This window comes from Citrobacter sp. CK180, assembly GCF_030333655.1.
Taxonomy (GTDB): domain Bacteria; phylum Pseudomonadota; class Gammaproteobacteria; order Enterobacterales; family Enterobacteriaceae; genus Citrobacter_B; species Citrobacter_B koseri.
In genome coordinates, this window is sequence record NZ_JAOWFM010000044.1 from 45,454 (window position 1) to 70,088 (window position 24,635).

The 24,635-nt window shown below is 54.3% G+C and carries 25 protein-coding genes and 1 riboswitch; of the genes, 10 read left to right on the forward strand and 15 right to left on the reverse strand.

The window, feature by feature from the left end; all coding sequences use genetic code 11:
- Positions 1-25 precede the first annotated feature (25 nt).
- From plsC to OGV50_RS09195, 3 genes are all read right to left on the reverse strand, one after another.
- Positions 26-763 (reverse strand): 1-acylglycerol-3-phosphate O-acyltransferase, encoded by a 738-nt coding sequence (gene plsC / locus OGV50_RS09185; RefSeq protein ID WP_047461176.1) that lies wholly within the window; start codon positions 761-763, stop codon positions 26-28.
- Between the two features lie 240 nt (positions 764-1,003).
- Positions 1,004-3,262 carry a DNA topoisomerase IV subunit A gene (gene parC / locus OGV50_RS09190; RefSeq protein WP_286488505.1) on the reverse strand — a complete coding sequence of 753 codons (2,259 nt, stop codon included), beginning with the start codon at positions 3,260-3,262 and terminating at the stop codon, positions 1,004-1,006.
- A 131-nt stretch (positions 3,263-3,393) separates the two neighbouring features.
- The gene (locus tag OGV50_RS09195) at positions 3,394-3,786 is read right to left on the reverse strand and encodes a YgiW/YdeI family stress tolerance OB fold protein (RefSeq protein ID WP_012135152.1); all 393 of its coding nucleotides are present in this window, start codon (positions 3,784-3,786) and stop codon (positions 3,394-3,396) included.
- A gap of 153 nt (positions 3,787-3,939) precedes the next feature.
- Here OGV50_RS09195 and qseB point away from each other — a divergent pair, with 153 nt between their 5' ends.
- The 4 genes from qseB to OGV50_RS09215 all read left to right on the forward strand — a co-directional run bounded on the left by qseB (position 3,940) and on the right by OGV50_RS09215 (position 6,981).
- Entirely contained in the window at positions 3,940-4,599 is a 660-nt protein-coding gene (qseB, locus tag OGV50_RS09200) for a quorum sensing response regulator transcription factor QseB (RefSeq protein ID WP_049009957.1), read from the forward strand.
- Positions 4,596-5,945, forward strand: coding sequence for a quorum sensing histidine kinase QseC (gene qseC / locus OGV50_RS09205; RefSeq protein WP_049009955.1), 1,350 nt, complete (start codon positions 4,596-4,598; stop codon positions 5,943-5,945). The genes qseB and qseC overlap by 4 nt, the downstream gene beginning before the upstream one ends.
- A 109-nt stretch (positions 5,946-6,054) precedes the next feature.
- Complete coding sequence (locus tag OGV50_RS09210; protein ID WP_047461170.1) at positions 6,055-6,636, forward strand: NAD(P)H-dependent oxidoreductase; 582 nt, start codon at positions 6,055-6,057, stop codon at positions 6,634-6,636.
- Between the two features lie 30 nt (positions 6,637-6,666).
- Entirely contained in the window at positions 6,667-6,981 is a 315-nt protein-coding gene (locus OGV50_RS09215) for a putative quinol monooxygenase (RefSeq protein ID WP_012135156.1), read from the forward strand.
- A gap of 117 nt (positions 6,982-7,098) precedes the next feature.
- Here OGV50_RS09215 and OGV50_RS09220 read toward each other — a convergent pair whose 3' ends face one another.
- Genes OGV50_RS09220 through OGV50_RS09230 form a run of 3 tightly spaced genes read right to left on the reverse strand, consistent with a single transcriptional unit; the run spans position 7,099 to position 11,445 of the window.
- Positions 7,099-8,289, reverse strand: a complete 1,191-nt coding sequence (locus tag OGV50_RS09220) for a glycoside hydrolase family 88 protein (protein ID WP_047461167.1) — start codon at positions 8,287-8,289, stop codon at positions 7,099-7,101.
- A 34-nt stretch (positions 8,290-8,323) separates the two neighbouring features.
- Positions 8,324-9,592 carry an oligosaccharide MFS transporter gene (locus OGV50_RS09225; RefSeq protein ID WP_012135158.1) on the reverse strand — a complete coding sequence of 423 codons (1,269 nt, stop codon included), beginning with the start codon at positions 9,590-9,592 and terminating at the stop codon, positions 8,324-8,326.
- Positions 9,593-9,624: 32 nt separating this feature from the next.
- Positions 9,625-11,445 carry a DUF2264 domain-containing protein gene (locus OGV50_RS09230; protein ID WP_286488506.1) on the reverse strand — a complete coding sequence of 607 codons (1,821 nt, stop codon included), beginning with the start codon at positions 11,443-11,445 and terminating at the stop codon, positions 9,625-9,627.
- Between the two features lie 165 nt (positions 11,446-11,610).
- Here OGV50_RS09230 and OGV50_RS09235 point away from each other — a divergent pair, with 165 nt between their 5' ends.
- Positions 11,611-12,462, forward strand: a complete 852-nt coding sequence (locus OGV50_RS09235) for a helix-turn-helix transcriptional regulator (RefSeq protein WP_012135160.1) — start codon at positions 11,611-11,613, stop codon at positions 12,460-12,462.
- Positions 12,463-12,537: 75 nt separating this feature from the next.
- Here OGV50_RS09235 and parE read toward each other — a convergent pair whose 3' ends face one another.
- The 5 genes from parE to nudF are packed head-to-tail and all read right to left on the reverse strand — an operon-like array spanning position 12,538 to position 16,943.
- A complete protein-coding gene (parE, locus tag OGV50_RS09240; RefSeq protein ID WP_012135161.1) occupies positions 12,538-14,430 on the reverse strand; it encodes a DNA topoisomerase IV subunit B in 1,893 nt (630 codons plus the stop codon).
- A gap of 28 nt (positions 14,431-14,458) precedes the next feature.
- A complete protein-coding gene (gene yqiA, locus OGV50_RS09245) occupies positions 14,459-15,040 on the reverse strand; it encodes an esterase YqiA (protein WP_012135162.1) in 582 nt (193 codons plus the stop codon).
- On the reverse strand, positions 15,040-15,867 hold the full coding sequence (cpdA, locus tag OGV50_RS09250) for a 3',5'-cyclic-AMP phosphodiesterase (protein WP_286488507.1): 828 nt from the start codon (positions 15,865-15,867) through the stop codon (positions 15,040-15,042). The genes yqiA and cpdA overlap by 1 nt, the downstream gene beginning before the upstream one ends.
- A gap of 24 nt (positions 15,868-15,891) precedes the next feature.
- Positions 15,892-16,314, reverse strand: coding sequence for a DUF1249 family protein (locus tag OGV50_RS09255; protein ID WP_012135164.1), 423 nt, complete (start codon positions 16,312-16,314; stop codon positions 15,892-15,894).
- Positions 16,311-16,943: an ADP-ribose diphosphatase gene (nudF, locus tag OGV50_RS09260; RefSeq protein ID WP_024130957.1), complete on the reverse strand. Its 633-nt coding sequence runs from the start codon at positions 16,941-16,943 to the stop codon at positions 16,311-16,313. Before nudF ends, OGV50_RS09255 begins: the two co-directional genes overlap by 4 nt.
- A gap of 205 nt (positions 16,944-17,148) precedes the next feature.
- On the opposite strand from nudF, the gene tolC reads away from it, so the two are divergent.
- The 3 genes from tolC to OGV50_RS09275 all read left to right on the forward strand — a co-directional run bounded on the left by tolC (position 17,149) and on the right by OGV50_RS09275 (position 20,668).
- Positions 17,149-18,618 carry an outer membrane channel protein TolC gene (gene tolC / locus OGV50_RS09265; protein ID WP_115608831.1) on the forward strand — a complete coding sequence of 490 codons (1,470 nt, stop codon included), beginning with the start codon at positions 17,149-17,151 and terminating at the stop codon, positions 18,616-18,618.
- A gap of 215 nt (positions 18,619-18,833) precedes the next feature.
- Positions 18,834-19,502 (forward strand): DUF1190 family protein, encoded by a 669-nt coding sequence (locus tag OGV50_RS09270; RefSeq protein ID WP_214143711.1) that lies wholly within the window; start codon positions 18,834-18,836, stop codon positions 19,500-19,502.
- A 5-nt stretch (positions 19,503-19,507) separates the two neighbouring features.
- Positions 19,508-20,668 (forward strand): glutathionylspermidine synthase family protein, encoded by a 1,161-nt coding sequence (locus OGV50_RS09275; protein WP_012135169.1) that lies wholly within the window; start codon positions 19,508-19,510, stop codon positions 20,666-20,668.
- Positions 20,669-20,753: 85 nt separating this feature from the next.
- On the opposite strand, the gene ygiD is transcribed toward OGV50_RS09275, so the two are convergent.
- Entirely contained in the window at positions 20,754-21,542 is a 789-nt protein-coding gene (gene ygiD / locus OGV50_RS09280; protein WP_286488508.1) for a 4,5-DOPA-extradiol-dioxygenase, read from the reverse strand.
- Between the two features lie 141 nt (positions 21,543-21,683).
- Here ygiD and zupT point away from each other — a divergent pair, with 141 nt between their 5' ends.
- Complete coding sequence (gene zupT, locus OGV50_RS09285; RefSeq protein ID WP_024130960.1) at positions 21,684-22,457, forward strand: zinc transporter ZupT; 774 nt, start codon at positions 21,684-21,686, stop codon at positions 22,455-22,457.
- 19 nt (positions 22,458-22,476) lie between these two features.
- On the opposite strand, the gene OGV50_RS09290 is transcribed toward zupT, so the two are convergent.
- Both OGV50_RS09290 and ribB read right to left on the reverse strand, forming a co-directional pair.
- Positions 22,477-22,653 (reverse strand): hypothetical protein, encoded by a 177-nt coding sequence (locus OGV50_RS09290; RefSeq protein ID WP_012135172.1) that lies wholly within the window; start codon positions 22,651-22,653, stop codon positions 22,477-22,479.
- Positions 22,654-22,946: 293 nt separating this feature from the next.
- Positions 22,947-23,600: a 3,4-dihydroxy-2-butanone-4-phosphate synthase gene (gene ribB / locus OGV50_RS09295; protein WP_012135173.1), complete on the reverse strand. Its 654-nt coding sequence runs from the start codon at positions 23,598-23,600 to the stop codon at positions 22,947-22,949.
- A 105-nt stretch (positions 23,601-23,705) separates the two neighbouring features.
- A riboswitch (FMN riboswitch) is annotated at positions 23,706-23,911 on the reverse strand.
- 132 nt (positions 23,912-24,043) lie between these two features.
- Here ribB and ubiK point away from each other — a divergent pair.
- Positions 24,044-24,340 carry a ubiquinone biosynthesis accessory factor UbiK gene (gene ubiK / locus OGV50_RS09300; protein WP_024130961.1) on the forward strand — a complete coding sequence of 99 codons (297 nt, stop codon included), beginning with the start codon at positions 24,044-24,046 and terminating at the stop codon, positions 24,338-24,340.
- A gap of 34 nt (positions 24,341-24,374) precedes the next feature.
- On the opposite strand, the gene glgS is transcribed toward ubiK, so the two are convergent.
- Positions 24,375-24,584: a cell surface composition regulator GlgS gene (glgS, locus tag OGV50_RS09305; RefSeq protein WP_012135175.1), complete on the reverse strand. Its 210-nt coding sequence runs from the start codon at positions 24,582-24,584 to the stop codon at positions 24,375-24,377.
- Between the last annotated feature and the right edge of the window lie 51 nt (positions 24,585-24,635).

Consider the following 24,635-nt stretch of genomic DNA (forward strand, 5'->3'; position numbering starts at 1 on the left):
CCCACAAAAACGCGATCACACTGATTCAGACTTTGCCGGTCGCTTCGCGCTCTGCAATTTCCTGATCGAGTTCTGCAATTTTTTGTTCCATCAACGAGCGGCAATGCGCCGCCAGTTCACGAACCTGATCCTTACCAAACTGGCTGATGTCCACCGGCGGCAGCATCTCTACAATCACCAGACCGTTATTCAGTCGGTTAAGCTTAATTTTATTCGATGTATTGGAAACACACACCGGAATCACCGGAACACCGGCGGCGATAGCGGCATGAAAGGCACCGGTTTTAAACGGCAGCAGGCCACGGCCACGGCTGCGCGTTCCTTCCGGGAACATCCAGATAGAGATACGGCGCTTTTTAAAATGGCTCACCACTTCCGCGATTGTGCCGTGCGCTTTGGCACGATTATTTCGGTCAATCAACAAGTTACCGGTTAACCAGTACAGCTGGCCAAAAAACGGGATCCAGACCAGGCTCTTTTTGCCGACCGTCACCGTAGGCGGTTGCACAATGTTTGCTGCCGTCACCATATCGTAGTTGTTCTGATGGTTAGCGATATAGATAGCGTTGCCATAGCTTTCGGCATCAGCAGGCTTACGGCACTCCACCTTCAGGCCATAAAGCGGCGCCAGACGGCCAAACATATGGCCAAACGTCGCGACGTGCTTCGGGTTACGCGGGCTGAAAAGGCAGTAGATCGAACCGAAAATGCAGACAAGAATGCAGTAAATAACGGTAATGATTAGACGAAAGATATATAGCATAACAACCTCTGAAGGCCTAAGAGCGTCGCATTCTACGTCACCTGATATCAGGTTAGGGCTTTGTTAAGAGCGGCTCTCTGGAAAAGCGTATTGTTAATCGCAATGCGCGAATAAACAACGGTTTTACGGGAAATTTTATTGTTAATCCGGCCTGACAGCATCGTTAAAACCGCAGGCCGGACAAGGCGTTTACGCCGCCATCCGGCACAATGAGATGGCCTGATGGCGCTTAAAATCGCCTTATTCTTCGCTGTCGCCGTCGCGGGCGCGTCGTGGCGAGTCAACCTCAATACGATCGATGCGCTGCAAACCGCGCATCAGCGTACCGCGACGACCGCGCTCGCCGGTCACTTTTTGCAGCTCTTCAGGGCGCAGTTTGATTTTGCGCTTGCCGACATGAATCGTGAGCGTGCTTTGCGGCGGCAGAACGTAGAGCTGGGCCAGCGTATCGTCGCCTCTGGCCGCTTCCGCAGACGGAATGTTGATGATCTTGTTCCCTTTCCCCTTCGACAACTGCGGCAGATCGCTGACCGGGAACATCAACATACGCCCGGCGGCGGTGATCGCCAGCAGCATATCGGTTTCATCTTCAATCACCACCGGCGGCATAACGTGCGCGTTTTCCGGCAACGTGATCAGCGCTTTACCCGCGCGGTTGCGGGCCACCAGATCGTTAAAGGTACAGACGAAACCATAGCCGGCGTCCGAGGCCATCAGCAGTTTCTGCTCATCCCCTTCCATCAGCATATGCTCTACGGTCGCGCCCGGCGGCAGCGTCAGCTTGCCGGTCAACGGCTCGCCCTGACCACGCGCCGACGGCAGCGTAATCGGGTCGATGGCGTAGCTGCGCCCGGTCGTGTCGATAAACACCACCGGCTGGTTGCTCTTGCCTTTCGCCGAGGCTTTCCAGCTGTCGCCCGATTTATAGTTCAGACCCTGCGCGTCAATATCATGGCCTTTGGCGCTACGCACCCAGCCCATCTGCGACAGCACGATCGTCACCGGTTCAGACGGCAGCATGTCATGCTCGCTCATCGCTTTAGCTTCTTCACGCTCGCGTAGTGGGGAGCGGCGATCGTCGCCATACGCGTCTGAATCCGCCTGCAACTCTTTCTTCAGCAGGGTGTTCATTTTGCGCTCGGAGGCCAGAATGCCCTGCAATTGATCGCGTTCTTTCGCCAGCTCATCCTGTTCGCCGCGAATCTTCATCTCTTCCAGTTTGGCGAGATGGCGCAGTTTCAGTTCGAGGATGGCTTCGGCCTGAGTTTCCGTGATGCCAAAACGCGACATCAGCGCCGGTTTCGGTTCATCCTCATGGCGGATTATCTCAATCACTTCGTCGATATTGAGAAACGCCACCAGCAAACCTTCCAGAATATGCAGGCGCTTGAGGACTTTCTCCAGACGATAGTTCAGGCGGCGGCGCACGGTATCGCGACGGAACGCCAGCCATTCGGTCAGGATCTCCAGCAGGTTTTTCACCGCCGGGCGACCGTCCAGACCGATCATGTTCAGGTTGATGCGGTAGCTCTTTTCCAGGTCCGTGGTCGCAAACAGGTGGTTCATCACCTGCTCCATATCCACGCGGTTGGAACGCGGCACGATCACCAGACGGGTCGGATTTTCGTGATCGGACTCGTCGCGCAGATCGTCAACCATCGGCAGCTTTTTGTTCCGCATCTGGGCGGCGATCTGCTCCAGTACGCGAGCGCCGGACACCTGGTGCGGCAGCGCGGTAATCACCACCGCGCCATCTTCTTTTTTCCATACCGCGCGCATACGCACGGAGCCGCGACCATTTTCGTAAATCTTACGGATTTCCGCACGGGAAGTGATGATTTCCGCTTCGGTCGGGTAGTCCGGCCCCTGCACGATATCCAGCACCTGCTCAAGCGTTGTTTTCGGCTGCTCAATCAGGGTGATCGCGGCTTTCGCCACTTCGCGCAGGTTATGCGGCGGAATGTCTGTCGCCATCCCAACGGCGATGCCGGTGGTGCCGTTGAGCAGAATATTGGGCAGACGCGCAGGCAGCATCTTCGGCTCTTGCAGGGTGCCGTCAAAGTTCGGCACCCAGTCCGCCGTCCCCTGACCGAGTTCGCTCAGCAGGACTTCCGCGTATTTCGACAGACGGGATTCGGTATAACGCATCGCCGCGAAGGATTTCGGATCGTCCGGCGCGCCCCAGTTCCCCTGCCCGTCAACCAGCGGGTAACGGTAAGAGAACGGCTGCGCCATCAGCACCATCGCTTCATAACAGGCGCTGTCGCCGTGCGGATGGTATTTACCCAGCACGTCGCCGACGGTACGGGCGGATTTTTTAAATTTGGCGCTGGCATTCAGCCCCAGTTCAGACATCGCGTACACGATGCGACGCTGAACCGGCTTCAGTCCGTCACCAATAAACGGCAACGCCCTGTCCATGATGACGTACATGGAGTAGTTCAGATAGGCGTTTTCCGTGAATTCATGCAGCGCAAGGCGCTCTGCCATATCGCTCATTAATCGTGGTTCCTCAACTGTTAGCCTGAACAATAACCCAGTATCCGTCAGGCAATATTGCCGCAGATACTACCTTATCTGGCGCGTTGAGTCACAAAGAAAAAGGGCCGCGAGTGCGGCCCTGATGGGGTTTATTTGGCGACTTTGGTGATTTGCTTCACGTCGATTTCAACGGAATTCCAGTCTTTATCCACTTCGCCCTGGATTTCAACCAGGTCCTGCGGCGTTACGGTAACGCCGTTCCAGCGTTTGTGGTCAATATCGACATTCACCGTCCCGGTGGCGTCCTTGAACAGATACAGATCGTCGGAGATACGCTCAACGATGTTACCGCGCAGGGTGACCCAGGCGTCATCACGCATTGATTTCGCGCTTTCTACGGTCGTATTACTCCCGTTCGGGCCAACAAACCCGCCGCCCTGACTTTGCGTCGCCGTCGGGCCAGAAAACCCACCTTGCTGAGCCGCCAGAACCGGAGCGGAACACAACGCCATTACGGCAACCATTGCAGCCAATTTTTTCATGACTCTCTCTCCCTTTTTACGCTGTTTCGTCTCAATTAAATAAGGTAATCCTTAACAACTTCTTAAGGCAAAAAAAGATACTTTTTTTTCTGTACAACGCGCGCCGCGACAGGGTTTACTGGCGAGAGAAAGAGTCACCGCAGGGATGAACATATGCGTATTTTACTGGTAGAAGATGACGCGCTGATTGGCGACGGCATCAAGGCGGGTTTAAGCAAAATGGGATTCAGCGTCGACTGGTTCACCGAAGGTCGTCAGGGTAAAGAAGCGCTCTACAGCGCGCCTTATGATGCGGTGATCCTCGACCTTACGCTACCGGGGATGGACGGGCGGGATATCCTGCGCGAATGGCGTGAACAGGGAAAACGCGAACCCGTACTGATTCTGACGGCGCGCGATGCGCTGGCGGAACGCGTGGAGGGGCTGCGTCTGGGAGCGGACGACTATCTGTGCAAACCTTTCGCGCTGATTGAAGTCGCCGCCCGCCTGGAAGCGCTGTTACGCCGCGCTAACGGCCAGGTGAGCAACGAACTACGCCACGGCCAGGTTACGCTCAATCCCGGTAATCTGGTCGCGACGCTGGCAGGTGAGCCGCTGCCCCTGAAGCCGAAAGAGTTTGCCCTGCTGGAGCTGCTGATGCGCAACGTCGGGCGCGTGTTGCCGCGTAAGCTCATCGAAGAGAAGCTGTATACCTGGGACGAAGATGTCTCCAGCAATACCATTGAGGTACATGTTCATCACTTACGCCGTAAGCTGGGCAGTGATTTTATCCGCACCGTACACGGGATCGGCTACACCCTGGGCAACCCATGAAACTCACACAACGTCTCAGCCTGCGCGTCAGGCTCACGCTTATTTTTCTGATCCTGGCCGCCATCACCTGGGTGGCCTCCAGCTTCGTGGCCTGGAAACAGACGACCGACAACGTCGACGAGCTGTTTGATACCCAGCTCATGCTATTTGCGAAGCGCCTTATTACTCTGGATGTCAACGAAATCTCGGCGCCTGAACGGATGGCGCAGACGCCGAAAAAATTGAAGCATGGTCATGTCGATGACGATGTGCTGGCCTTTGCGGTGTATACCGCCGACGGCAGAATGGTGCTGAACGATGGCGATAATGGCCGGGATATTCCCTACAGCTATCGTCGGGAAGGTTTTGATGACGGATACCTGAATGGCGATGATGATAAATGGCGTTTTGTCTGGCTGACCTCTGCGGATGGCAAGTACCGTATCGTCGTCGCTCAGGAGCTGGAGTACCGCGAGGATATGGCGCTGGCGATTGTCACCGCGCAGCTAACGCCGTGGCTGATCGCGCTTCCGCTGATGCTGCTCATCCTGATTGTGCTGCTTAGCCGGGAGCTCAGGCCGCTGAAAAAGCTCGCCCAGGCGCTACGTTTGCGCTCCCCGGAATCGGAAGAGCCGCTTGACGATAAGGGTGTGCCGAGTGAGGTTCGTCCGTTAGTCGGCGCGCTCAACCAGTTATTTGCCCGTACGCATTCGATGATGGTGCGCGAACGGCAATTCACGTCGGACGCGGCGCATGAGTTACGCAGCCCGCTCACTGCGCTGAAAGTACAAACCGAGGTGGCGCAACTCTCGGACGACGACCCGCAGGCGCGTCAAAAAGCGCTCATGCAACTGCATACGGGGATTGAGCGCGCCACGCGCCTGGTGGACCAGCTCTTAACCCTTTCACGGCTCGACTCGCTCGATAACCTGCAAGATGTCGCGGAAGTCTCGCTGGAGGCGCTATTGCAATCCGCCGTAATGGATATCTGGCAACCGGCCCAGCAGGCGCATATTGACGTGCGTCTGCACGTTAACGCCCACAACGTCACGCGCACGGGCCAACCGCTGCTGCTCAGCCTGCTGGTGCGCAATTTGCTGGATAACGCCATTCGTTACAGCCCACAGGGCAGCGTGGTGAACGTGACGCTGAATGCCCGGTATTTTACCGTCCGGGATAATGGCCCCGGCGTTTCGCCGGCGGTGCTGGCGCGTATCGGCGAACGATTCTATCGCCCGCCAGGTCAGAGCGTCACCGGCAGTGGTCTGGGTTTGTCGATTGTCCGCCGCATCGCCTCGCTGCATGGGATGAGCGTCTCGTTTGGCAATGCGCCGGAAGGAGGCTTTGAAGCCGTAGTAACCTGGTGATCGCAAGATTATTGCGCGATGAGCAAAAGACTTTGCACATTTTGCTCATTTCGCCGGGCCGCTCATCTGCGTAAAATCTGTTTCAAACGCATTCCTGAGAGGACAAATAATGAGCAACATTCTGATTATCAACGGGGCGAAAAAATTTGCGCACTCCAATGGTCAGTTGAACGACACCCTGACCGAAGTGGCGGATGGCCTTCTGCGCGACCTCGGGCATGATGTCAAAATCGTCCGCGCTGAAAGTGATTACGATGTCAAAGCCGAAGTACAGCACTTCGTCTGGGCTGACGTGGTTATCTGGCAGATGCCTGGCTGGTGGATGGGCGCGCCGTGGACCGTAAAAAAATACATGGATGACGTCTTTACCGAAGGCCACGGTACGCTGTACGCCAGCGATGGCCGCACCCGTTCGGACGCGTCAAAAAAATACGGCTCCGGCGGTCTGATTCAGGGGAAAAAATACATGCTTTCTCTGACCTGGAACGCACCGATGGAGGCTTTCACCGACAACGATCAGTTCTTCCACGGCGTTGGCGTGGATGGCGTATACCTGCCGTTCCACAAGGCCAATCAGTTCCTCGGAATGGAAGCGCTGCCGACCTTTATCACCAATGACGTCATCAAAATGCCGGATGTCCCGCGTTATATCGCAGAATATCGCAAGCATCTGAGCGAGATTTTTGGTTAACTAGTAGCCTGGAATTAGAAGGAGTTAACCATGCTTACTGTCATTGCTGAAATCCGTACCCGTCCAGGTCAACATCACCGTCAGGCGGTACTGGATCAGTTTGCCAAAATCATTCCGACCGTGCTGAAAGAAGAGGGTTGCCACGGCTACGCGCCGATGGTCGATCACGCTGCGGGCGTGGCCTTTCAGACGACCGCACCTGACTCAATCGTGATGGTTGAACAGTGGGAAAGCGTTGCGCATCTCGAAGCGCATTTGCAAACCCCGCATATGAAAGCCTACGCCGAAGCCGTTAAAGGCGACGTGCTGGAAACAAGTATCCGTATTCTGGAGTCAGGCGTTTAAGTTTTGCGCTAAATGCCGGATGGCGCTTCGCTTATCCGGCCTACAGCGCATTCCCCGAATGTAGGCCCGGTAAACGCAGTGCCACCGGGCAATTCCAGGCAATTCCGGGCAATATGGTTACCAGTACAGCTTCCAGCACTGGGTAAAACGCGTTAACGCTTCCACGTAGAAATAATCCCCCCAGCTAGCACACTCATCGACCCCTTTGTTGCTCGAAAGGTGGTACACCGAATGTTTCAACAGCCCGTTCCCCTTCTCATTTTTCGCCATCAGATAGCGCTTCGTTAGCGATGACATGATTCCCATCGCCCACTGCTGATAACGCTCACGATCCGGATCGGTCACGGGCAGGTGTTTGATCAACTCCAGCAGGCCGCACACGGCAATCGCCGCCGACGAGGCGTCACGCAGCGCGTCTGTCCCCACCAGCGCCAGATCCCAATGGCAGACCGCGTCTTCCGGCAGGCGATTAAGGAAATAGTTCGCCAGCTTTTTCGACAGCGCCACCATCTCTTTGTCGCCCGTGTAGATATAGCTCAGCAGGAAGCCATAAATCCCCCACGCCTGACCGCGCGACCAACATGAATCATCCGCATAACCCTGCTGGGTGTTGCCGTAACGCGGCGCGCCGGTTTTCACATCCATGTAGTAAGTATGGAAGGTGGACGCATCTTCACGAATCAGGTATTTCGCGGCCTGCGCCACATGGGCTTTTGCCGCCTCGGCAAAACGCGGATCGCCCGTCTGCTCGCTCGCCCAGTACAGCAGCGGCAGGTTCATGTTGCAGTCGATGATCATCCGCCCGGCCTGTTCGGGATCGTTAAGATCGCCCCACGCCTGGATAATCTGCGCCTTTTCATGGAAACGCTCCAGTAGCGCTTCTGCCGCCATCAGCGAAAAACCACGCGCATCGCGGTTGCCCGTCAGTCGCCAGGCTGCGACGCAGGACAGGGTATAAAGGAACCCCAGATCGTGGGTGTTGGTGTCGTGGCGTCCGGCAATACGCAGGCCAAAAGAACGCACATGTTTTTCTGCCAGTTCACGATATTTCGCCTCGCCGCTCATCTCCCACGCCAGCCACAGTTGCCCGGTCCAGAAGCTGGTGGTCCACTCAACGTTGTCAGTTAACGGGTAATAACCTTTAACGCAGGTTTCGGCAGGAAATTTTTCACCGAATTCCGTTAAATGACGGCTAATCAGTTCGAGGACATGTTCACGCGCGCCGATCATTTCATCCTGAAAAGTTCCGGCGTCAACCGGGCTGCCAGGAAATGCGCGTAACGTTTCCTCAACGATATGATTTAACATATTTCGGTTCCTTCTAAATTAAACCCAATGAAATTTAATGCGCCGTATTATTTTCGGCGATCTCAATAGCAGTACGATGGCGGGATTTACTCTGACATGCCGATAAGGTAAATGCCGAAATAAGCGTAAAGGTCAGCGCAATAATCCCCATGATGATATACGTTTTCTCAAAACCAATTCGGTCATACATTAATCCGGCAGGTGAAGAGATCACCACATTGCCGACATACAACATCGCCTGATAGCCCAATAAATACATGGTCGCATTGACGCGTTTATCAAAGTGTTCAGCAATGTATTTAAAGACCGAAACCAACAGCAGACAGATTTCCAGACCATACAGCGGCTTCAGTACGGAGATGAGCAGGTGTGAATCACACAGCCCGGAAATAATCAGACGCGCGCCAACCAGCGCCCCCACAATCAACAAACCGCGTTTAGCGCCGATCGCGTTAACAAATAATGGAACCACCATATACATGACAAATTCCATTCCCGACTGCACGGTTCCCAGATAGCCAAACACCGCGTTGCCTTCATGTACGTCAGAGAAGAAGGTGACAAAGTAGCGGGAGAACTGCTGCTCCGCGATAAACATCATCCACGCCACGCCGGCGACATACAGACAGAACGCCCAGAACTTACGGCTGCGCAACAGCGCGTAGACATCCGCCGGGACGATTTTCTCTTTTGTCAGCACGTCCGCTGCGTTTGCCGCATTCACATTCACTTTCAGACTCAGCAGTACCACCAGCATCACTACCGACGCCACGCTGCCCATAATGAAGTTATACGCCGGAGAGAGGTTAAACAGCAGGCCGGAAAACGACGACGCCACCGCCCACCCCAGCGAGCCCCACATGCGGATTTGGCCAAACTCCATGCCGTTAAGACGGCTGAAGCGGTCAGAGTAGGATTCACAAGCCGCCACGCCAGCATACCAGGCAAAGCTCAGGTAAATCGCGCCGATAACAATGCCCAGCATGGTGTTTGAAAGCAATAATGGCTGATAAACATAAATAAAGAATGGCGCCATTAGTGCCGACATCATCACAACAAAATAGAGCAGGTATTTGCTCATGCCGATTTTATCGAGAATGTAGCCATAAATGGGCTTCAGAATGACCGCAAAAATACCGTTTACTGCAAACACCGTACCAATAACCGTGCCGCTTAGCTGTGCTTTCTGCCCCAGCCAGATGGCCAGTAAACCAATACTGGCAGACCAGGTAAAGAAATAGAGGAATATAAAGCTACTGATTTTATAATATTCAGTTCTGTTATTTGTTGAACAATTTTTCATACCATCCTCGCCAACGTGTAGGGGCCAGAGTTTTATAAAAAGAACGATAACTGGCGTGCGCTTTCTGGTTCGCGAATAACCACCTGGTTATCGTTTATTTGCAGTTGCGGAATTGCCGTATATTTTTTCTGTTGCCCGGAAGCAGAAACCGCGCAACACAGCCAGCTTTCGCCCTGTGCAATCTCTGCGGTAAGCAGTGGAATCGCGGCGCATTGTGCAAACATAATGCTGCTGTTCGGCGGCGTAATAATGCTGTCCGGCTGGCGGGCCAGCGCGGGCGACAGATCGACGATCGTGCTGCATCCGTTTTCCGCCGCCAGGTAGCATCCGCGCTCACTGAGCTGATGCGCCGCTTTCATCACCGCAAAGCCGCCTTCCACGGTTTGCAACGTTCGCGCGCTGTGGATGCGGTGCAAGCGAAGATGCCACTCGCCGAAGGGCGCCAGCCAGGTCTCGACAGTGACGTCATGCCACGGAGACCAGCGGGAAAAAATAAAGTTCTCATCGACCCGCACTTCATCGCAGCGACGGCGACCACGGAAATAGTTGTCGCCATCCGCCAGCAGCAGCATGGAGTCGCACGCCGCATGTTTAAGGCCATAGCGTCCACGCTCAATGGTGAAACCAAAACGGCTGGAGTAGGCAAACTTCGTGTATTTCGCTTCGGTGTTAACGTAGTTATTCAGTTCAAGCTGGCCCGAAGTCAGCATCGTGACATGGTCTGAATTTTCGCTGTGCTGCAAAATTTGTGCGGCATGGGGAATAACGTGTTTTTCTGCACATTGCGGCAGCGGGAGTTCTTCGGCCTGCCAGAAGGCGTGATCGTCCGGCAAGGCGAGGATCAAAAAGACCTTCAGCGCCCAGTAAGGGGAGCCCGGCGAGTTGTAATCTTCACACATCGCCAGATTCGGATAAGCAAACCCCAGCGTCAGAATGCCGTCACGATCGACAATCGGCTGCTGTTGCCACCAGCGCAGATGCCGCAGGATCACCCCTTTAATCACGCCCGGCGAGAAGACATCCAGCTCAGCAAACGCCGCCGCGCTCCAGAACGCGACCATCGCAAAGCGATAGGTCAGACTGCGGCCAAACGGTACGGATGCGCCATCTGCTGCCGACATGTAGATAAAATCAGCGGCAAACAGGCGAGCGCGTTCGCGCAGGGTGGCGGCACGGGCAGCATCTTCCGGGTTCAGTGTGGCGTACAGCAGTCCGTAAAAATGGAAAGCCATCGAGATGTAGTAATCTTTTGGGCGACCGGGGCCATCAGCATACCAGCCGTCACCCAGGTAGTACGCTTCCATCATCGTAAAACGGCGGTCGATCGCCGCCTGATCGAACGGCAGCCCGGCACGTTTGAAACCCAACTGGACGATAATCGCAAAGTAGTTCCAGTTGCTGTCCGGCATTTGCGCATCGGTGATCTGGTTTAGCCAGCGATGAAGATTCGCCAGTTCCGTTTCGCTGAACTTGTCAGTTAAACGCGTTTGCAGCAACGCCAGGCCGAGACCGTAGACGGCCATCTCAACCAGACGCTGATCGTAAGGGTCGGTATCGCCCCAGTAGTGCGGACTGAGTGGATCGGTGCCGAGTTTAATCGCCTGAATATACTTATCAGCAAACGGCACCTCAGCGCCGCCAGCCATCAGAGGAAACAGACCCCATAACGCTCTGGAGAGCCCTTCCATGCAGGCGATATCCACACTGTAGTGCGCGCAGGTGTCACCCAGTGAAAACTGCGCCGCTCCTGCGGGAAACTGTTTATCCAGCGCGCTCAGCATCGTTGTGACGGCGCTGATTACGTCTTCACGGAATGACAATGGATTTGATTTTTCTTCAGTTGCCGACCACATACTCTGCCCCTCTGAATTAAGTGGCTAAAGGATAGTGAATCGCCGACAAGCGGAAATGTTATCTCAATCACACCAATAGAATTAAAATAAAACAGTGATTGAAAAAATTTAAAAACAAGGTTTATAAACCAGAATTCAGCGGCAAAAATTTAAATCTGTTGCACTATGAATGCACCCTCATCTCAGGAACATCTGGAGCTGATCGCGCTCAATGACGCCATTGCGTCATTTAGTCGATTATTTGCTAACTCGGTTCGCTATCACCACTGGCATCAGTGTCTGGAGGTGCTGTATGTGGAGGAAGGATTTGGCGTGGTGATCGTCGATCACCAGCAATACACCATGCGGCCAGGTCGATTGTTCTTTTTCCCACCCTTTACCCTGCATAAAATCATGGTGGATGAGCAGGCGCAAGACCACTACCGCCGAACCATTATTCACCTCGATCAGCATGCGGTACTGAAAGTGCTGCGCGATTTTCCGCTTAATCAACAACGTCTGCAAAGTCTGACCGTACGTGGCGGCGAGGCCAGAGTATTCGATGTGGCGGATATTCACCCGCACGTTGATTTTCTCTTCAGCCGTTACGAGAAAATGGCAGCGCTCAAGCCGCTTAACGCCGAACAGATTTCCTGCCTGTTATTGAGTTTATTTAGCCTGTTGCCCGAAGATAACGTCAATATGACGGAGATTGGCACCGGAATAGCAAGCCAGGTGATGTTCTGGCTGGATGAGAATTACACCCGTAAATTCAGCCTCAGCGAGCTGGCAGAAGAGTCAGGAAAATCAAAAAGCTACATTTCCCGGCGCTTTCATTTTGAAACCGGTGAAAGCATCCTCAATTACCTCAATACCCTTCGGTTACGCAAAGCCTGTGAAGCGTTGTTACACAGTGAGGAGAGTGTGCGGGAGATTGCCCGACAGGTGGGGTTTTCAGACGTGACGTACTTTATTAGCGCCTTTGGCAAAGGGATTGGCGAAACGCCGTTACAGTATCGCAAGCGGCATAGGCAGTAACGCCGGATGACGCTTCGCTTATCCGGCCTACGGGCACAATGCGAGCGTAGGCCGGATAAGGCATTCAATGGTCGATTACGCGTCGAGATCCGCCATATCGCCTTTTTCCTGCAACCAGTTGCGGCGGTCTTCGGAGCGTTTCTTCGCCAGCAGCATATCCATCATGGCGTTGGTACGCTGATCGTCTTCGTCGCTGATAGTGAGCTGCACCAGGCGACGGGTGTTCGGATCGAGCGTGGTTTCGCGCAACTGCATCGGGTTCATTTCACCCAGACCTTTAAAGCGCTGCACGTTCGGCTTGCCTTTCTTACGCTTCAACTGTTCCAGAACGCCCGCTTTCTCTTCTTCCGTCAGCGCATAGTAGACCTCTTTGCCGAGATCGATACGGTACAACGGCGGCAGCGCAACGTAGACGTGCCCGTGCTTCACCAGCGTGCGAAAGTGCTTCACAAACAGGGCGCAGAGCAGCGTGGCGATGTGCAGACCATCGGAGTCCGCATCCGCCAGGATACAGATCTTGCCGTAACGCAGCTGGCTCAGATCGTCGCTGTCTGGATCGATGCCGATCGCCACAGAAATATCGTGTACTTCCTGCGATGCCAGCACTTCATCGGAAGAGACCTCCCAGGTGTTGAGGATCTTACCTTTCAGCGGCATGATCGCCTGATATTCACGATCGCGCGCCTGCTTGGCGGAACCGCCCGCCGAGTCCCCTTCCACGAGGAACAGTTCGGTACGATTGAGATCCTGCGCGGTACAGTCCGCCAGTTTACCCGGCAGCGCCGGGCCGCTGGTCAGCTTTTTGCGCACCACTTTCTTCGCCGCGCGCAGTCGACGCTGGGCGCTGGAAATGGCCATCTCCGCCAGCAGCTCCGCAGACTGAACGTTCTGATTCAGCCACAGGCTGAAGGCGTCTTTCACCACGCCCGACACAAACGCCGCACACTGGCGCGAAGAGAGACGCTCTTTGGTCTGCCCGGCGAACTGCGGGTCCTGCATCTTCACCGAGAGCACGTAAGCGCAGCGATCCCAGATATCTTCCGCAGACAGCTTCACGCCGCGCGGCAGAATATTGCGGTATTCGCAGAATTCACGCATCGCGTCCAGCAGACCCTGGCGCAGCCCGTTCACATGAGTGCCGCCCTGCATCGTCGGAATCAGGTTAACGTAGCTTTCTGTCAGCAGCTCGCCGCCTTCCGGCAGCCACAGCAGCGCCCAGTCTACGGCTTCCGTATCACCGGCAAAATTACCGATAAACGGTTTTTCAGGAAGGGTCGGCAAGCCGTTAACCGCTTCGCCCAGATAGTCGTTCAGGCCATCCTGATAGCACCAGCGCTGCTCGCTATTGTTGACCTCATCTTTAAAGGTGATTTCAACGCCAGGGCACAGCACCGCTTTCGCTTTCAGGATATGGGTTAAGCGAGAGACGGAAAAACGCGGGCTGTCGAAAAAGGTTTCATCCGGCCAGAAGTGAACGCTGGTGCCGGTATTACGTTTACCGCATGTCCCGACAACCTGAAGATCCTGCACTTTCTCGCCGTTTTCAAAGGCGATGCTATAGACCTGAGCATCACGACGCACGGTGACTTCCACGCGTTTTGACAAGGCGTTGACGACGGAAATCCCCACCCCGTGCAGACCGCCGGAGAACTGGTAGTTCTTGTTGGAGAACTTACCGCCCGCATGCAGTCGGCAGAGGATCAGTTCAACCGCCGGAACGCCCTCTTCCGGGTGGATATCCACTGGCATCCCACGGCCATCATCAATCACTTCCAGTGACTGATCGGCATGTAAAATCACATCCACGCGTTTTGCGTGACCCGCCAGTGCTTCATCCACACTGTTATCAATCACTTCCTGCCCAAGATGGTTCGGGCGGGTTGTATCGGTGTACATCCCCGGGCGGCGGCGTACCGGCTCTAGCCCAGTGAGTACCTCAATGGCATCAGCGTTATAAGTTTGCGTCATGATTTAAATTAGCAATTCGAATTGATTGTCAGAAACTGTGCAGTCCAAGGAAATCGACAATCTGGTTGAAATAATCTTCGAAGCCCGTGAATGCATGGTTTCCGCCCTCGATAACGGTCTGGCGGCAGGAGGCGTAATACGCCACCGCCTGGCGGTAGTCCAACACTTCATCCCCCGTCTGTTGCAGCAACCAGATCAAATCCGGCGCTTCCAGCGGGTCAATCTGCATGACTTTAAGATCGTAAATATGGCGAGACTCTAGCACATATTGCTGCCCGGTGTAGGGGTTCTCGTTCTGACCGAGGTAGTCGGTCAACAGTTCAAACGGCCGCACCGCCGGGTTCACCACCACCGCAGGCAACATAAAACACTGCGACAGCCAGGTGGCGTAATAGCCGCCCAGCGACGATCCAACGACGCCGAGCGGCGCTCCACCGTGTTCAAGCACGATAGATTCCAGCAACTCTGCCGCATCGGCAGGATACGGCGGCAGTTGCGGCACGATCATCTCAACATGAGGGTGGCGCTCCGCCAGCCAGCTTTTAAGCTGACATGCCTTTGCCGAACGCGGAGAGCTATTAAACCCATGCAGATAAAGAAGCGTAGACATCAGTATCCTTCCGAAGCGGTATCGGGTCGGAATTGAGTCCCCGGCAGACGATGCACTTGCGTTTCCAGAGCCCCCCCGGCGTACAGTTCCAGCGTCCGCCAGCCTGGCCCTATCGTGTCCAGCGTGAAGTTCGCGCAGTGCGGCTTGAACTGGACGCAGGTGGACGGCGTCGCCAGCAGGCGGCGGCCATTCCAGTCAAGATCCAGCTCCTGATGAATATGACCGCACAGCAGGTATTTGACGCGAGGATAGTTCGCCAGCACGCTGTCCAGTTCGGCCGCGTTACGCAGGCTGTGCTGATCCAGCCAGCTGCATCCCGAAGGCAACGGATGGTGATGCAGAAGCAGCAAGGTGTGGCGCTCCGGCGCATCGGCAAGTTTGCGCTCCAGCCATTCAAGCTGAAAGTCGCTCAATTCACCATGCGGTACGCCAAAAACCTGGCTATCCAGCAGCAAGATTTGCCATTGATCGCCGATAAACACGCGTTTGGCCGGGGAGATCCCCGCTTCCTGCAACGCGCTGTACATCGCGGGCTGAAAGTCATGGTTACCCGGCAACCAAACGCAAGGCGCGCGAAAGCTTGCGATACCTTCAGCAAAGTGCTGATAGGCCGCAGCCGTTTGATCCTGCGCTAAATCACCTGTCGCCACGATCAGATCGTATTCGTGCTGCCCGGCATGAATCGCATCCAGCACCGCCTGGTAACTTTCCCAGGTATTCACGCCCAGCAGCGTTTCATGTTTTTCGGCAAACAGGTGAGTATCGGTAATTTGTAAGATCCTGACTCTGGCCTCACCAGCCAGAGGAAGGGTTAACAGGCTTTCCAAATGGTGTCCTTAGGTTTCACGACGCTAATAAACCGGAATCGCCATCGCTCCATGTGCTAAACAGTAACGCAGCCAGTCGGCCAGAAACTGATTAATTTGATGCTTTTCGTCGCGTTGATGCAACTTTTTATTTGGATAATCATACCGCGCTTTGAAGCGAAAGATCTGCTGACTTGAACACACTTCGGCCACCATCGCGTCATGGTACAGGCGCACCGTAAGTGACGGCAGGCTCCAGTACGTAATGGCTGGCGCCGTCTGCTCGATCGCAACAAGCGTAGTGTATCGGGTCGATTCAACGATCGTTAACCGATATTGCGCGTTGGCCACCTGATAGCTTACTGTTTCGCCGGGTGCATCATTGCGCGGCAACAGGCGGCGCAATTGTGAAAAATTAGTTTCGCACAGGCGCATCATTTCAGGGAAGTCAGGTGTGTAACGCTTCATTTTTTCCACTCGTGTTTTAACTCTTGATAGTGCAGTTGCAGCCATTGCAAAGCGATGACAGAAGCCGCGTTGTCGATTTTCCCCTCTTCTACCCACTGGTAAGCCTGCTCCCGACTTACCACATGAACACGAATATCTTCGTTTTCATCGGCCAGACCATGAATCCCGTTCGCGGTCGTGGCATCCACTTCGCCCACTAAAATAGAAAGACGCTCGCTGGTGCCGCCGGGGCTTGCCAGGTAACTCATGACCGGTTTCGTCCGTTTGACCTCAAGTCCGGCCTCTTCCATTGCTTCGCGACGAGCGACCTCCTCAACGGTTTCGCCCTCTTCGATCATCCCGGCGACCATTTCCAGCAACCACGGCGTCTCGCTGGTGTCATACGCCGCGATACGAATCTGTTCGACCAGTACAATTTCGTCGCGCTCAGGGTCAAAGGGTAGCAACACTGCGGCGTGGCCGCGCTCAAAAATTTCGCGTTTCACTTCACCGCTCATTTCACCGTTGAACAGGCGGTGGCGGAAACGATAGAGATCCAGTGAAAAAAAACCGCGATATAGCGTTTCTCGTGCAATAATTTCTACATCGTTTTTGGAGAAAGTCATTGGCGAGTTGTCTGGTTTATGCATTGTGCTGTCCTGGTACCAATAGTGATTAAAATGTGAATTTCAAGGGCGTTTGACTGCCGTTTCAGCGACCTTGTGATAAATTGGTGCAAATTAACGCCGGATGGCACGTAACGCCAACTTTTTGCAGTGGCGGATTCTGCTAGAATCAGCAATTATTTTTACAATTTGATCAGCGCTAAATACTGCTTCACAACAAGGAATGCAAATGAAGAAATTGCTCCCCATCCTTATCGGCCTGAGCCTGACGGGGTTCAGCACACTGAGCCAGGCAGAGAACCTGATGCAAGTTTATCAGCAAGCACGCCTGAGCAACCCGGAATTGCGTAAATCCGCCGCCGATCGCGATGCTGCATTCGAAAAAATTAACGAAGCGCGTAGTCCTTTACTGCCGCAACTGGGTTTAGGTGCCGATTACACCTACAGCAACGGCTATCGTGATGCGAATGGCATCAACTCCAACGCCACCAGCGCCTCTCTGCAATTAACCCAGACCCTTTTTGATATGTCAAAATGGCGCGCGCTGACGTTGCAGGAAAAATCCGCAGGTATCCAGGACGTCACGTTCCAGACCGATCAGCAAACGCTGATCCTCAATACGGCGAGCGCCTACTTTAAAGTCCTGAACGCCATTGACGTTCTCTCTTATACGCAGGCGCAGAAAGAAGCCGTTTATCGTCAGTTAGATCAAACCACCCAGCGTTTTAACGTCGGCCTGGTCGCTATCACTGACGTGCAAAACGCCCGTGCACAATACGATACCGTGCTGGCGAACGAAGTCACCGCCCGCAACAATCTGGATAACGCCGTAGAAGAACTGCGCCAGGTCACCGGTAACTACTACCCGGAACTGGCTTCGCTGAATGTCACGAACTTTAAAACCGATAAGCCGCAGGCCGTTAACGCGCTGCTGAAAGAGGCCGAAAACCGTAACCTGACGCTGTTGCAGGCGCGTCTGAGCCAGGATCTGGCGCGCGAGCAAATCCGCCAGGCGCAGGACGGCCATCTGCCAACGCTGGATTTAACCGCCTCTACCGGCGTGTCTGACACCTCATACAATGGTTCCAAAACCCATGGGGCAACAGGTTCCCAATATGACGACAGCAATATGGGCCAGAACAAAATCGGCCTGAGCTTCTCGCTGCCGCTGTATCAGGGTGGGATGGTCAACTCTCAGGTGAAACAGGCGCAGTACAACTTTGTTGGCGCGAGCGAACAGCTGGAAAGCGCGCACCGCAGCGTCGTGCAGACCGTGCGCTCTTCCTTCAACAACATTAATGCTTCTATCAGCAGCATTAACGCTTACAAACAGGCTGTTGTTTCCGCGCAAAGCTCTTTGGATGCAAACGAAGCCGGTTATTCCGTGGGTACGCGTACCATTGTTGACGTGCTGGATGCCACCACTGCGCTGTATGAAGCGAAGCAACAACTGGCGAATGCGCGTTATAACTATCTGATTAACCAGCTGAACATCAAGAATGCTCTCGGTACGTTGAACGAGCAGGATCTGGTGGCGCTGAACAATGCGCTGGGTAAACCGATCTCGACATCCCCGGACAACGTCGCGCCGGAAACCCCGCAGCAGGATGCAGCGGCGGATGGCTATAATGCCAGTACGGTTCAGCCTGCTTCAGCACGTTCCACCAGCAGCAACGGTAACAACCCGTTCCGTAACTGATGAATTGCCCGATGGCGCTTCGCTTATTGAGCCTACCTGATCGCAGGCAGGGTAAGCGTCGCGCCACCGGGCGCTAAACCTTGTCTGAACGTAAGGCAACGTAAAGATCCCGCCATTCTGCCGCATTCTCGCCTCTTCTCGCTTCAATTTCGACCAGCCATCCACTATCCTGAGCATTATTTATTGTGTTTACCACTGGGTCCTGGAAGACAAAAATGAAACGGACAAAATCTATACATCACGCCTCGTTCCGCAAAAACTGGAGCGCACGTCATCTTACTCCGGTTGCTCTGGCGGTTACCGCTGTCTTTATGCTGGCCGGCTGTGAAAAAAGCGACGAAACGGTTTCGCTGTATCAAAACGCCGACGACTGCTCGGCGGCGAATCCGGGCAAAAACGCTGAATGTACGACCGCATTCAACAATGCCCTGAAAGAAGCGGAACGTACCGCGCCGAAATACGCGACGCGTGAAGACTGCGTGGCTGAATTCGGCGAAGGCCAGTGCCAGCAGGCGCCGGCTCAGGCTGGCATGGCGCCGGAAAATCAGGCGCAGGCGCAATCCAGCGGCAGCTTCTGGATGCCGCTGATGGCGGGCTACATGATGGGCCGAATGATGGGCGGCGGCGCGGGCTTTGCTCAGCAACCACTGTTCAGTTCAAAAAACCCGGCCAGCCCGGCCTACGGTAAATACACCGACGCCAGCGGCAAGAACTACGGCGCCGCACAGCCTGGCCGTACCATGACTGTACCGAAAACCGCGATGGCGCCGAAGCCCGCCACAACCACAACCGTTACCCGTGGTGGTTTTGGCGAGTCAGTGGCAAAACAAAACACGATGCAGCGTAGCGCCACCGGCACCTCGAATCGTTCGATGGGCGGCTAAGACGCATGGAAAGAATCAGTATTACTGAGCGCCCGGACTGGCGCGAGAAAGCCACCGAATACGGTTTTAATTTTCACACGATGTACGGGGAACCGTACTGGTGTGAAGACGCGTACTACAAGCTGACGCTCGACCAGGTTGAGAAGCTGGAAGACGTCACCGCTGAACTGCACCAGATGTGCCTTAAGGTCGTGGAGAAAGTGATCGCCAGCGACGAGCTGATGACGAAGTTTCGCATTCCTAAGCATACCTGGGGCTTTGTACGTCAGTCCTGGCAAACGCAGCAGCCGTCGCTCTATTCCCGCCTCGATCTGGCGTGGGATGGCACGGGTGAGCCTAAACTTTTAGAAAATAACGCCGATACGCCGACCTCACTGTATGAGGCCGCGTTTTTCCAGTGGATCTGGCTGGAAGACCAGCTCAATGCGGGCAACCTGCCGGAAGGCAGCGATCAGTTTAACAGTCTGCAAGAAAAGCTGATCGAACGCTTCGCCGAGCTGCGTGAGCAGTATGGCTTCCAACTGCTGCACCTCACCTGCTGTCGCGACACCGTGGAAGATCGCGGGACGATCCAGTATCTACAGGACTGCGCCGCCGAAGCTGAAATCGCCACCGAGTTCCTCTACATTGAAGATATCGGCCTGGGTGAAAAAGGTCAGTTTTCGGACTTGCAGGATCAGGTGATTGCCAATCTGTTTAAGCTCTATCCGTGGGAATTTATGCTGCGTGAAATGTTCTCCACCAAGCTGGAAGATGCTGGCGTTCGCTGGCTGGAACCGGCCTGGAAGAGCATTATCTCCAATAAAGCGCTGCTCCCAATGTTATGGGAAATGTTCCCGGATCACCCTAACCTGCTGCCGGCTTATTTTGCGGAAGATGACTATCCGCAAATGGAAAAATTCGTCGTCAAACCGATCTTCTCGCGTGAAGGCGCTAACGTCTCCATCATTGAGAACGGGAAAACGATCGAAGCGGTGGAAGGCCCTTACGGCGAAGAAGGCATGATTGTGCAGCAGTTCTGCCCGCTGCCGAAGTTTGGCGACAGCTATATGCTGATTGGCAGCTGGTTGATCAACGATCAACCCGCCGGGATCGGTATTCGCGAAGACAGAGCGTTGATCACCCAGGATCTGTCCCGCTTCTACCCGCATATCTTTGTCGAATAGTCTCTTGTGCCGGGTGGCGGCTCCGCCTTACCCGGCCTACAATTCGTGCCGTAGGCCCGACAAGCGTAGCGCCATCGGGCATTAATCATCCCACCTGTACCGACAGCATACTCAGGCTGCCCATCTCGATGCCGTCAACCGGGATCGTCACCGGCTCTTTGCCATCCCATGCACCTAACACATACAGCAGCGGCAGATAGTGATCCGGCGTTGGGTTCGACAGCGATCCTCCTTCATGATCGAAGTAATTAACCAGCGGATGCTGTTCTACCGGCCCCTGCCGTGTCAGATTCGCTTTCACATACTCATTGAATGACGTTGCCCACGGGTAGGGCGTATTCTCGCCATGCCAGCGCGCCGTGCGCAGATTATGCACCACGTTGCCACTGGCGACCAGCATAATGCCTTCGTCCCGCAACGCCGCCAGTTTGCGCCCTGTTTCAAAATGCCAGGCCGCCGGTTTGGTGCTGTCGATGCTCAACTGCACCATCGGGATATCCGCATTCGGGTACATCTTGATCAACACGCCCCAGGAGCCGTGATCAAAGCCCCACGCCTCTTTATCCAGCGCGACCGGCGTCGGCGACAGCAACTCAACCAGATGTTGCGCCAGTTCCGGCGAACCGGGCGCAGGATAGTGCGTGTCATACAATGCCTGAGGAAAGCCGCCAAAATCATGGATCGTCTTTGGCGCTTCCATCGCCGTCACGCCCGTCCCTCGCGTGAACCAGTGCGCCGAGACAACGACAATCGCTTTTGGACGCGGCAATGTATCCCCCAGATGCCGCCAGGCGCGGGTATACACATTATCTTCCAGAACGTTCATCGGGCTACCGTGACCTAAAAACAATGCTGGCATACGTGTTGAAGACATGATGATATCCTTACTGAGGGAGTCATTTTGATATCATCACAATACGCTTTTTCGATGGATGAAGAACTCAGATAACCATGATGAAGATCATCAGTTATTTTGAAGGTCAGGTTCGGACAGTTGAATCATAAGGAGTTGTCGATGTCAGTACCTTTAATTCTGACCTTACTGGCGGGCGCCGCCACCTTTATTGGCGCGTTTCTTGGCGTGCTGGGGCAAAAACCGTCCAACCGCGTGCTGGCGTTTTCACTGGGATTCGCCGCAGGCATTATGCTGTTGATCTCGCTGATGGAGATGCTGCCAGCCGCGCTGGCGGCGGATGGCATGTCTCCGGTGCTGGGTTACGGTATGTTTATTATCGGCTTGCTGGGTTATTTCGGTCTCGACAGGTTGCTTCCCCACGCCCACCCACAAGATTTAGTGCAAAAAACCGCGCGTCCTCTCCCCGGCTCGATAAAACGCACCGCCATCCTGCTGACGCTGGGCATCAGCCTGCACAACTTCCCGGAAGGTATCGCCACCTTCGTCACCGCCAGCAGCAACCTCGAATTGGGTTTTGGCATTGCTCTGGCGGTCGCCTTGCATAATATTCCTGAAGGATTAGCGGTCGCCGGGCCAGTCTACGCCGCAACCGGTTCAAAACGGACTGCGATTTTCTGGGCCGGTATCTCCGGGATGGCGGAAATTCTTGGCGGTGTGATGGCGTGGCTTATTCTGGGCAGCCTGATCTCACCGGTCGTTATGGCGTCCATCATGGCCGCCGTCGCGGGAATTATGGTGGCATTATCCGTTGATGAGCTGATGCCGCTGGCAAAAGAGATCGACCCTAATAATAATCCCAGCTACGGCGTACTGTGTGGAATGTCGGTGATGGGGTTGAGTCTTGTCGTGCTTCAGGCGATGGGAATCGGATAACAGAGGCAGCAGGAAGCGCTTATTCCTGCTCTTTGGTCATAACGCGTTCTTCATCATCGCGACGAAGTAATTTATTGCGGATTTCCAGCAGCGCATCTCTGTCCTGCCGAAACGCCTTACAATAGCGTTTCATATGGCAAAAATACCCTACGATCACCAGAAAAATTAAGACGAGCCAATACCAGGCGATAAACATCCTCTTACCCTTAAAATCTAATATTACCAAACAATTAGCGTTAAAACCTTTTCTACCTATATTGAGGTAGCCCTATATACTGGCACAGTATGAAATCGAGAATATGATTTTGATCATAGAGAAAAAGGTTGGGCTTTTATTAACAGATGGGATGTTTAAAAAAGTAAAATATAAGGGATAAACGGCGGGATTAATGACCTCTGTAAACACAAAAAACCGAAGCCTGCGAACCGGCTTCGGTTTTTATTATCATCTCATCGCCTGATGGCGCTTCGCTTATCAGGCCTACAGAATTAGCTGGCTTTACGCTCGTGCGCCTGGCGGTAAGCCACCAGATCTTCGATCGTCACTACTGCCATGTTGTGTTTACCGGCAAACGCGATGCATTCCGGCGCGCGCGCCATTGTGCCATCGTCATTCGTCAGCTCGCACAGTACGCCAGCAGGTTTGAACCCGGCCAGCGTCACCAGATCGATGGTGGCTTCAGTATGGCCGCCACGGGTCAGAACGCCGCCCGGCTGCGCGCGCAGCGGGAAAACGTGGCCTGGACGGTGCAGATCGGCAGGTTTCGCGCCATCGGCAATGGCTGCGCGAACGGTCGTTACGCGGTCTGCGGCAGAAACGCCGGTAGTCACGCCTTTTGCGGCTTCAATGGTCACGGTAAAACCGGTGCCGTAGGCGCTGGTATTGTTCTCCACCATCATCGGCAGATCGAGCTGCTTGCGACGATCTTCAGTGATGCACAGACAAACAATACCGCTGCCGTGGCGAATGGTCAGCGCCATCTGCTCAACGGTCATGGTTTCGGCCGGGAAAATCATATCGCCTTCGTTTTCGCGATCTTCATCGTCAAGCACCATCACACCGCGTCCTTCACGCAGCGCGGATAGCGCATGTTCCACACGTTCAAAAGGCGTACCAAAAGAGGAAAGTAGCGTCTGATTCATGGTAAAAAAACCTCATTAAAATTATGGTTACCAGAATCAGGGCAGTCTTAGGAGTACCGACAAGCGGCAAAAAAATAACGTGAGCGGGCCCATGCCCGACTGGATCGTTACTCTCTCCCATCCGGACTTTAACCGTCGGCCCCGGAATTACACCGGATCTGCTGACCTTCAGATTTGCACCTGAAGCGCTCGCGGGCTTTCAACCTGTCCTTCATCTTTCACGCCGCTGCTGCATTGCCGCAACGCGAAATCTTTTGGCCATACGTTGATTTACCGCCGGTGGGGAATTTCGCCCCGCCCTGAGAATAAGCGAGTTAACTATAACGCTATTGATTACCTTCATCAACGCCTTTACTCCGCTAAACGACACACAATTCTGGTTTATGACGCCTGCATATCGCACTACAATGTGTTCTGACACTTACCAGTTCAGGGAAACCACAATGATTGACCCGAAAAAAATTGAGCAACTCGCTCGTCAGGTTCACGAGTCGATGCCGAAAGGGGTTCGGGAGTTCGGGGAAGATATCGAGAAGAAAATCCGTCAGACGCTGCAATCGCAGCTGACGCGTCTCGATCTGGTGAGCCGTGAAGAGTTTGACGTGCAGACTCAGGTCTTACTGCGCACCCGCGAAAAGCTGGCGCTGCTGGAGCAACGCCTCAGCGAGCTGGAAGCGCGTGAGAAACCTGTAGATGTTAAACCTGCGCCCGCCATCCCGCCTGTCGATCCGCAAGAGTAAAAACCACAACGGGCCGTAAGGCCCGTTGATATTTTCAGTGTTCGAGTTCTAGCTTCTTAGCCTGTGTCGCCTGTTGGCAGTAAAGCGCATAGCGTTTGCAAAACCAGCTGCGGTGCGCCTCATCCATATTTCCGGTAACGGCCTGGATATCAACAGGATGGCCCTCAGCCTGCATCCTGGCGAAACTGCGCGCCAGAAAATCAAAATTGTTTAACGAATATACGTTCTTGTCGTTCATCAGCATACCCTCCAGTTATCAAATATCTGTTAAGGCCATATGCTTTTTCTAATTTCA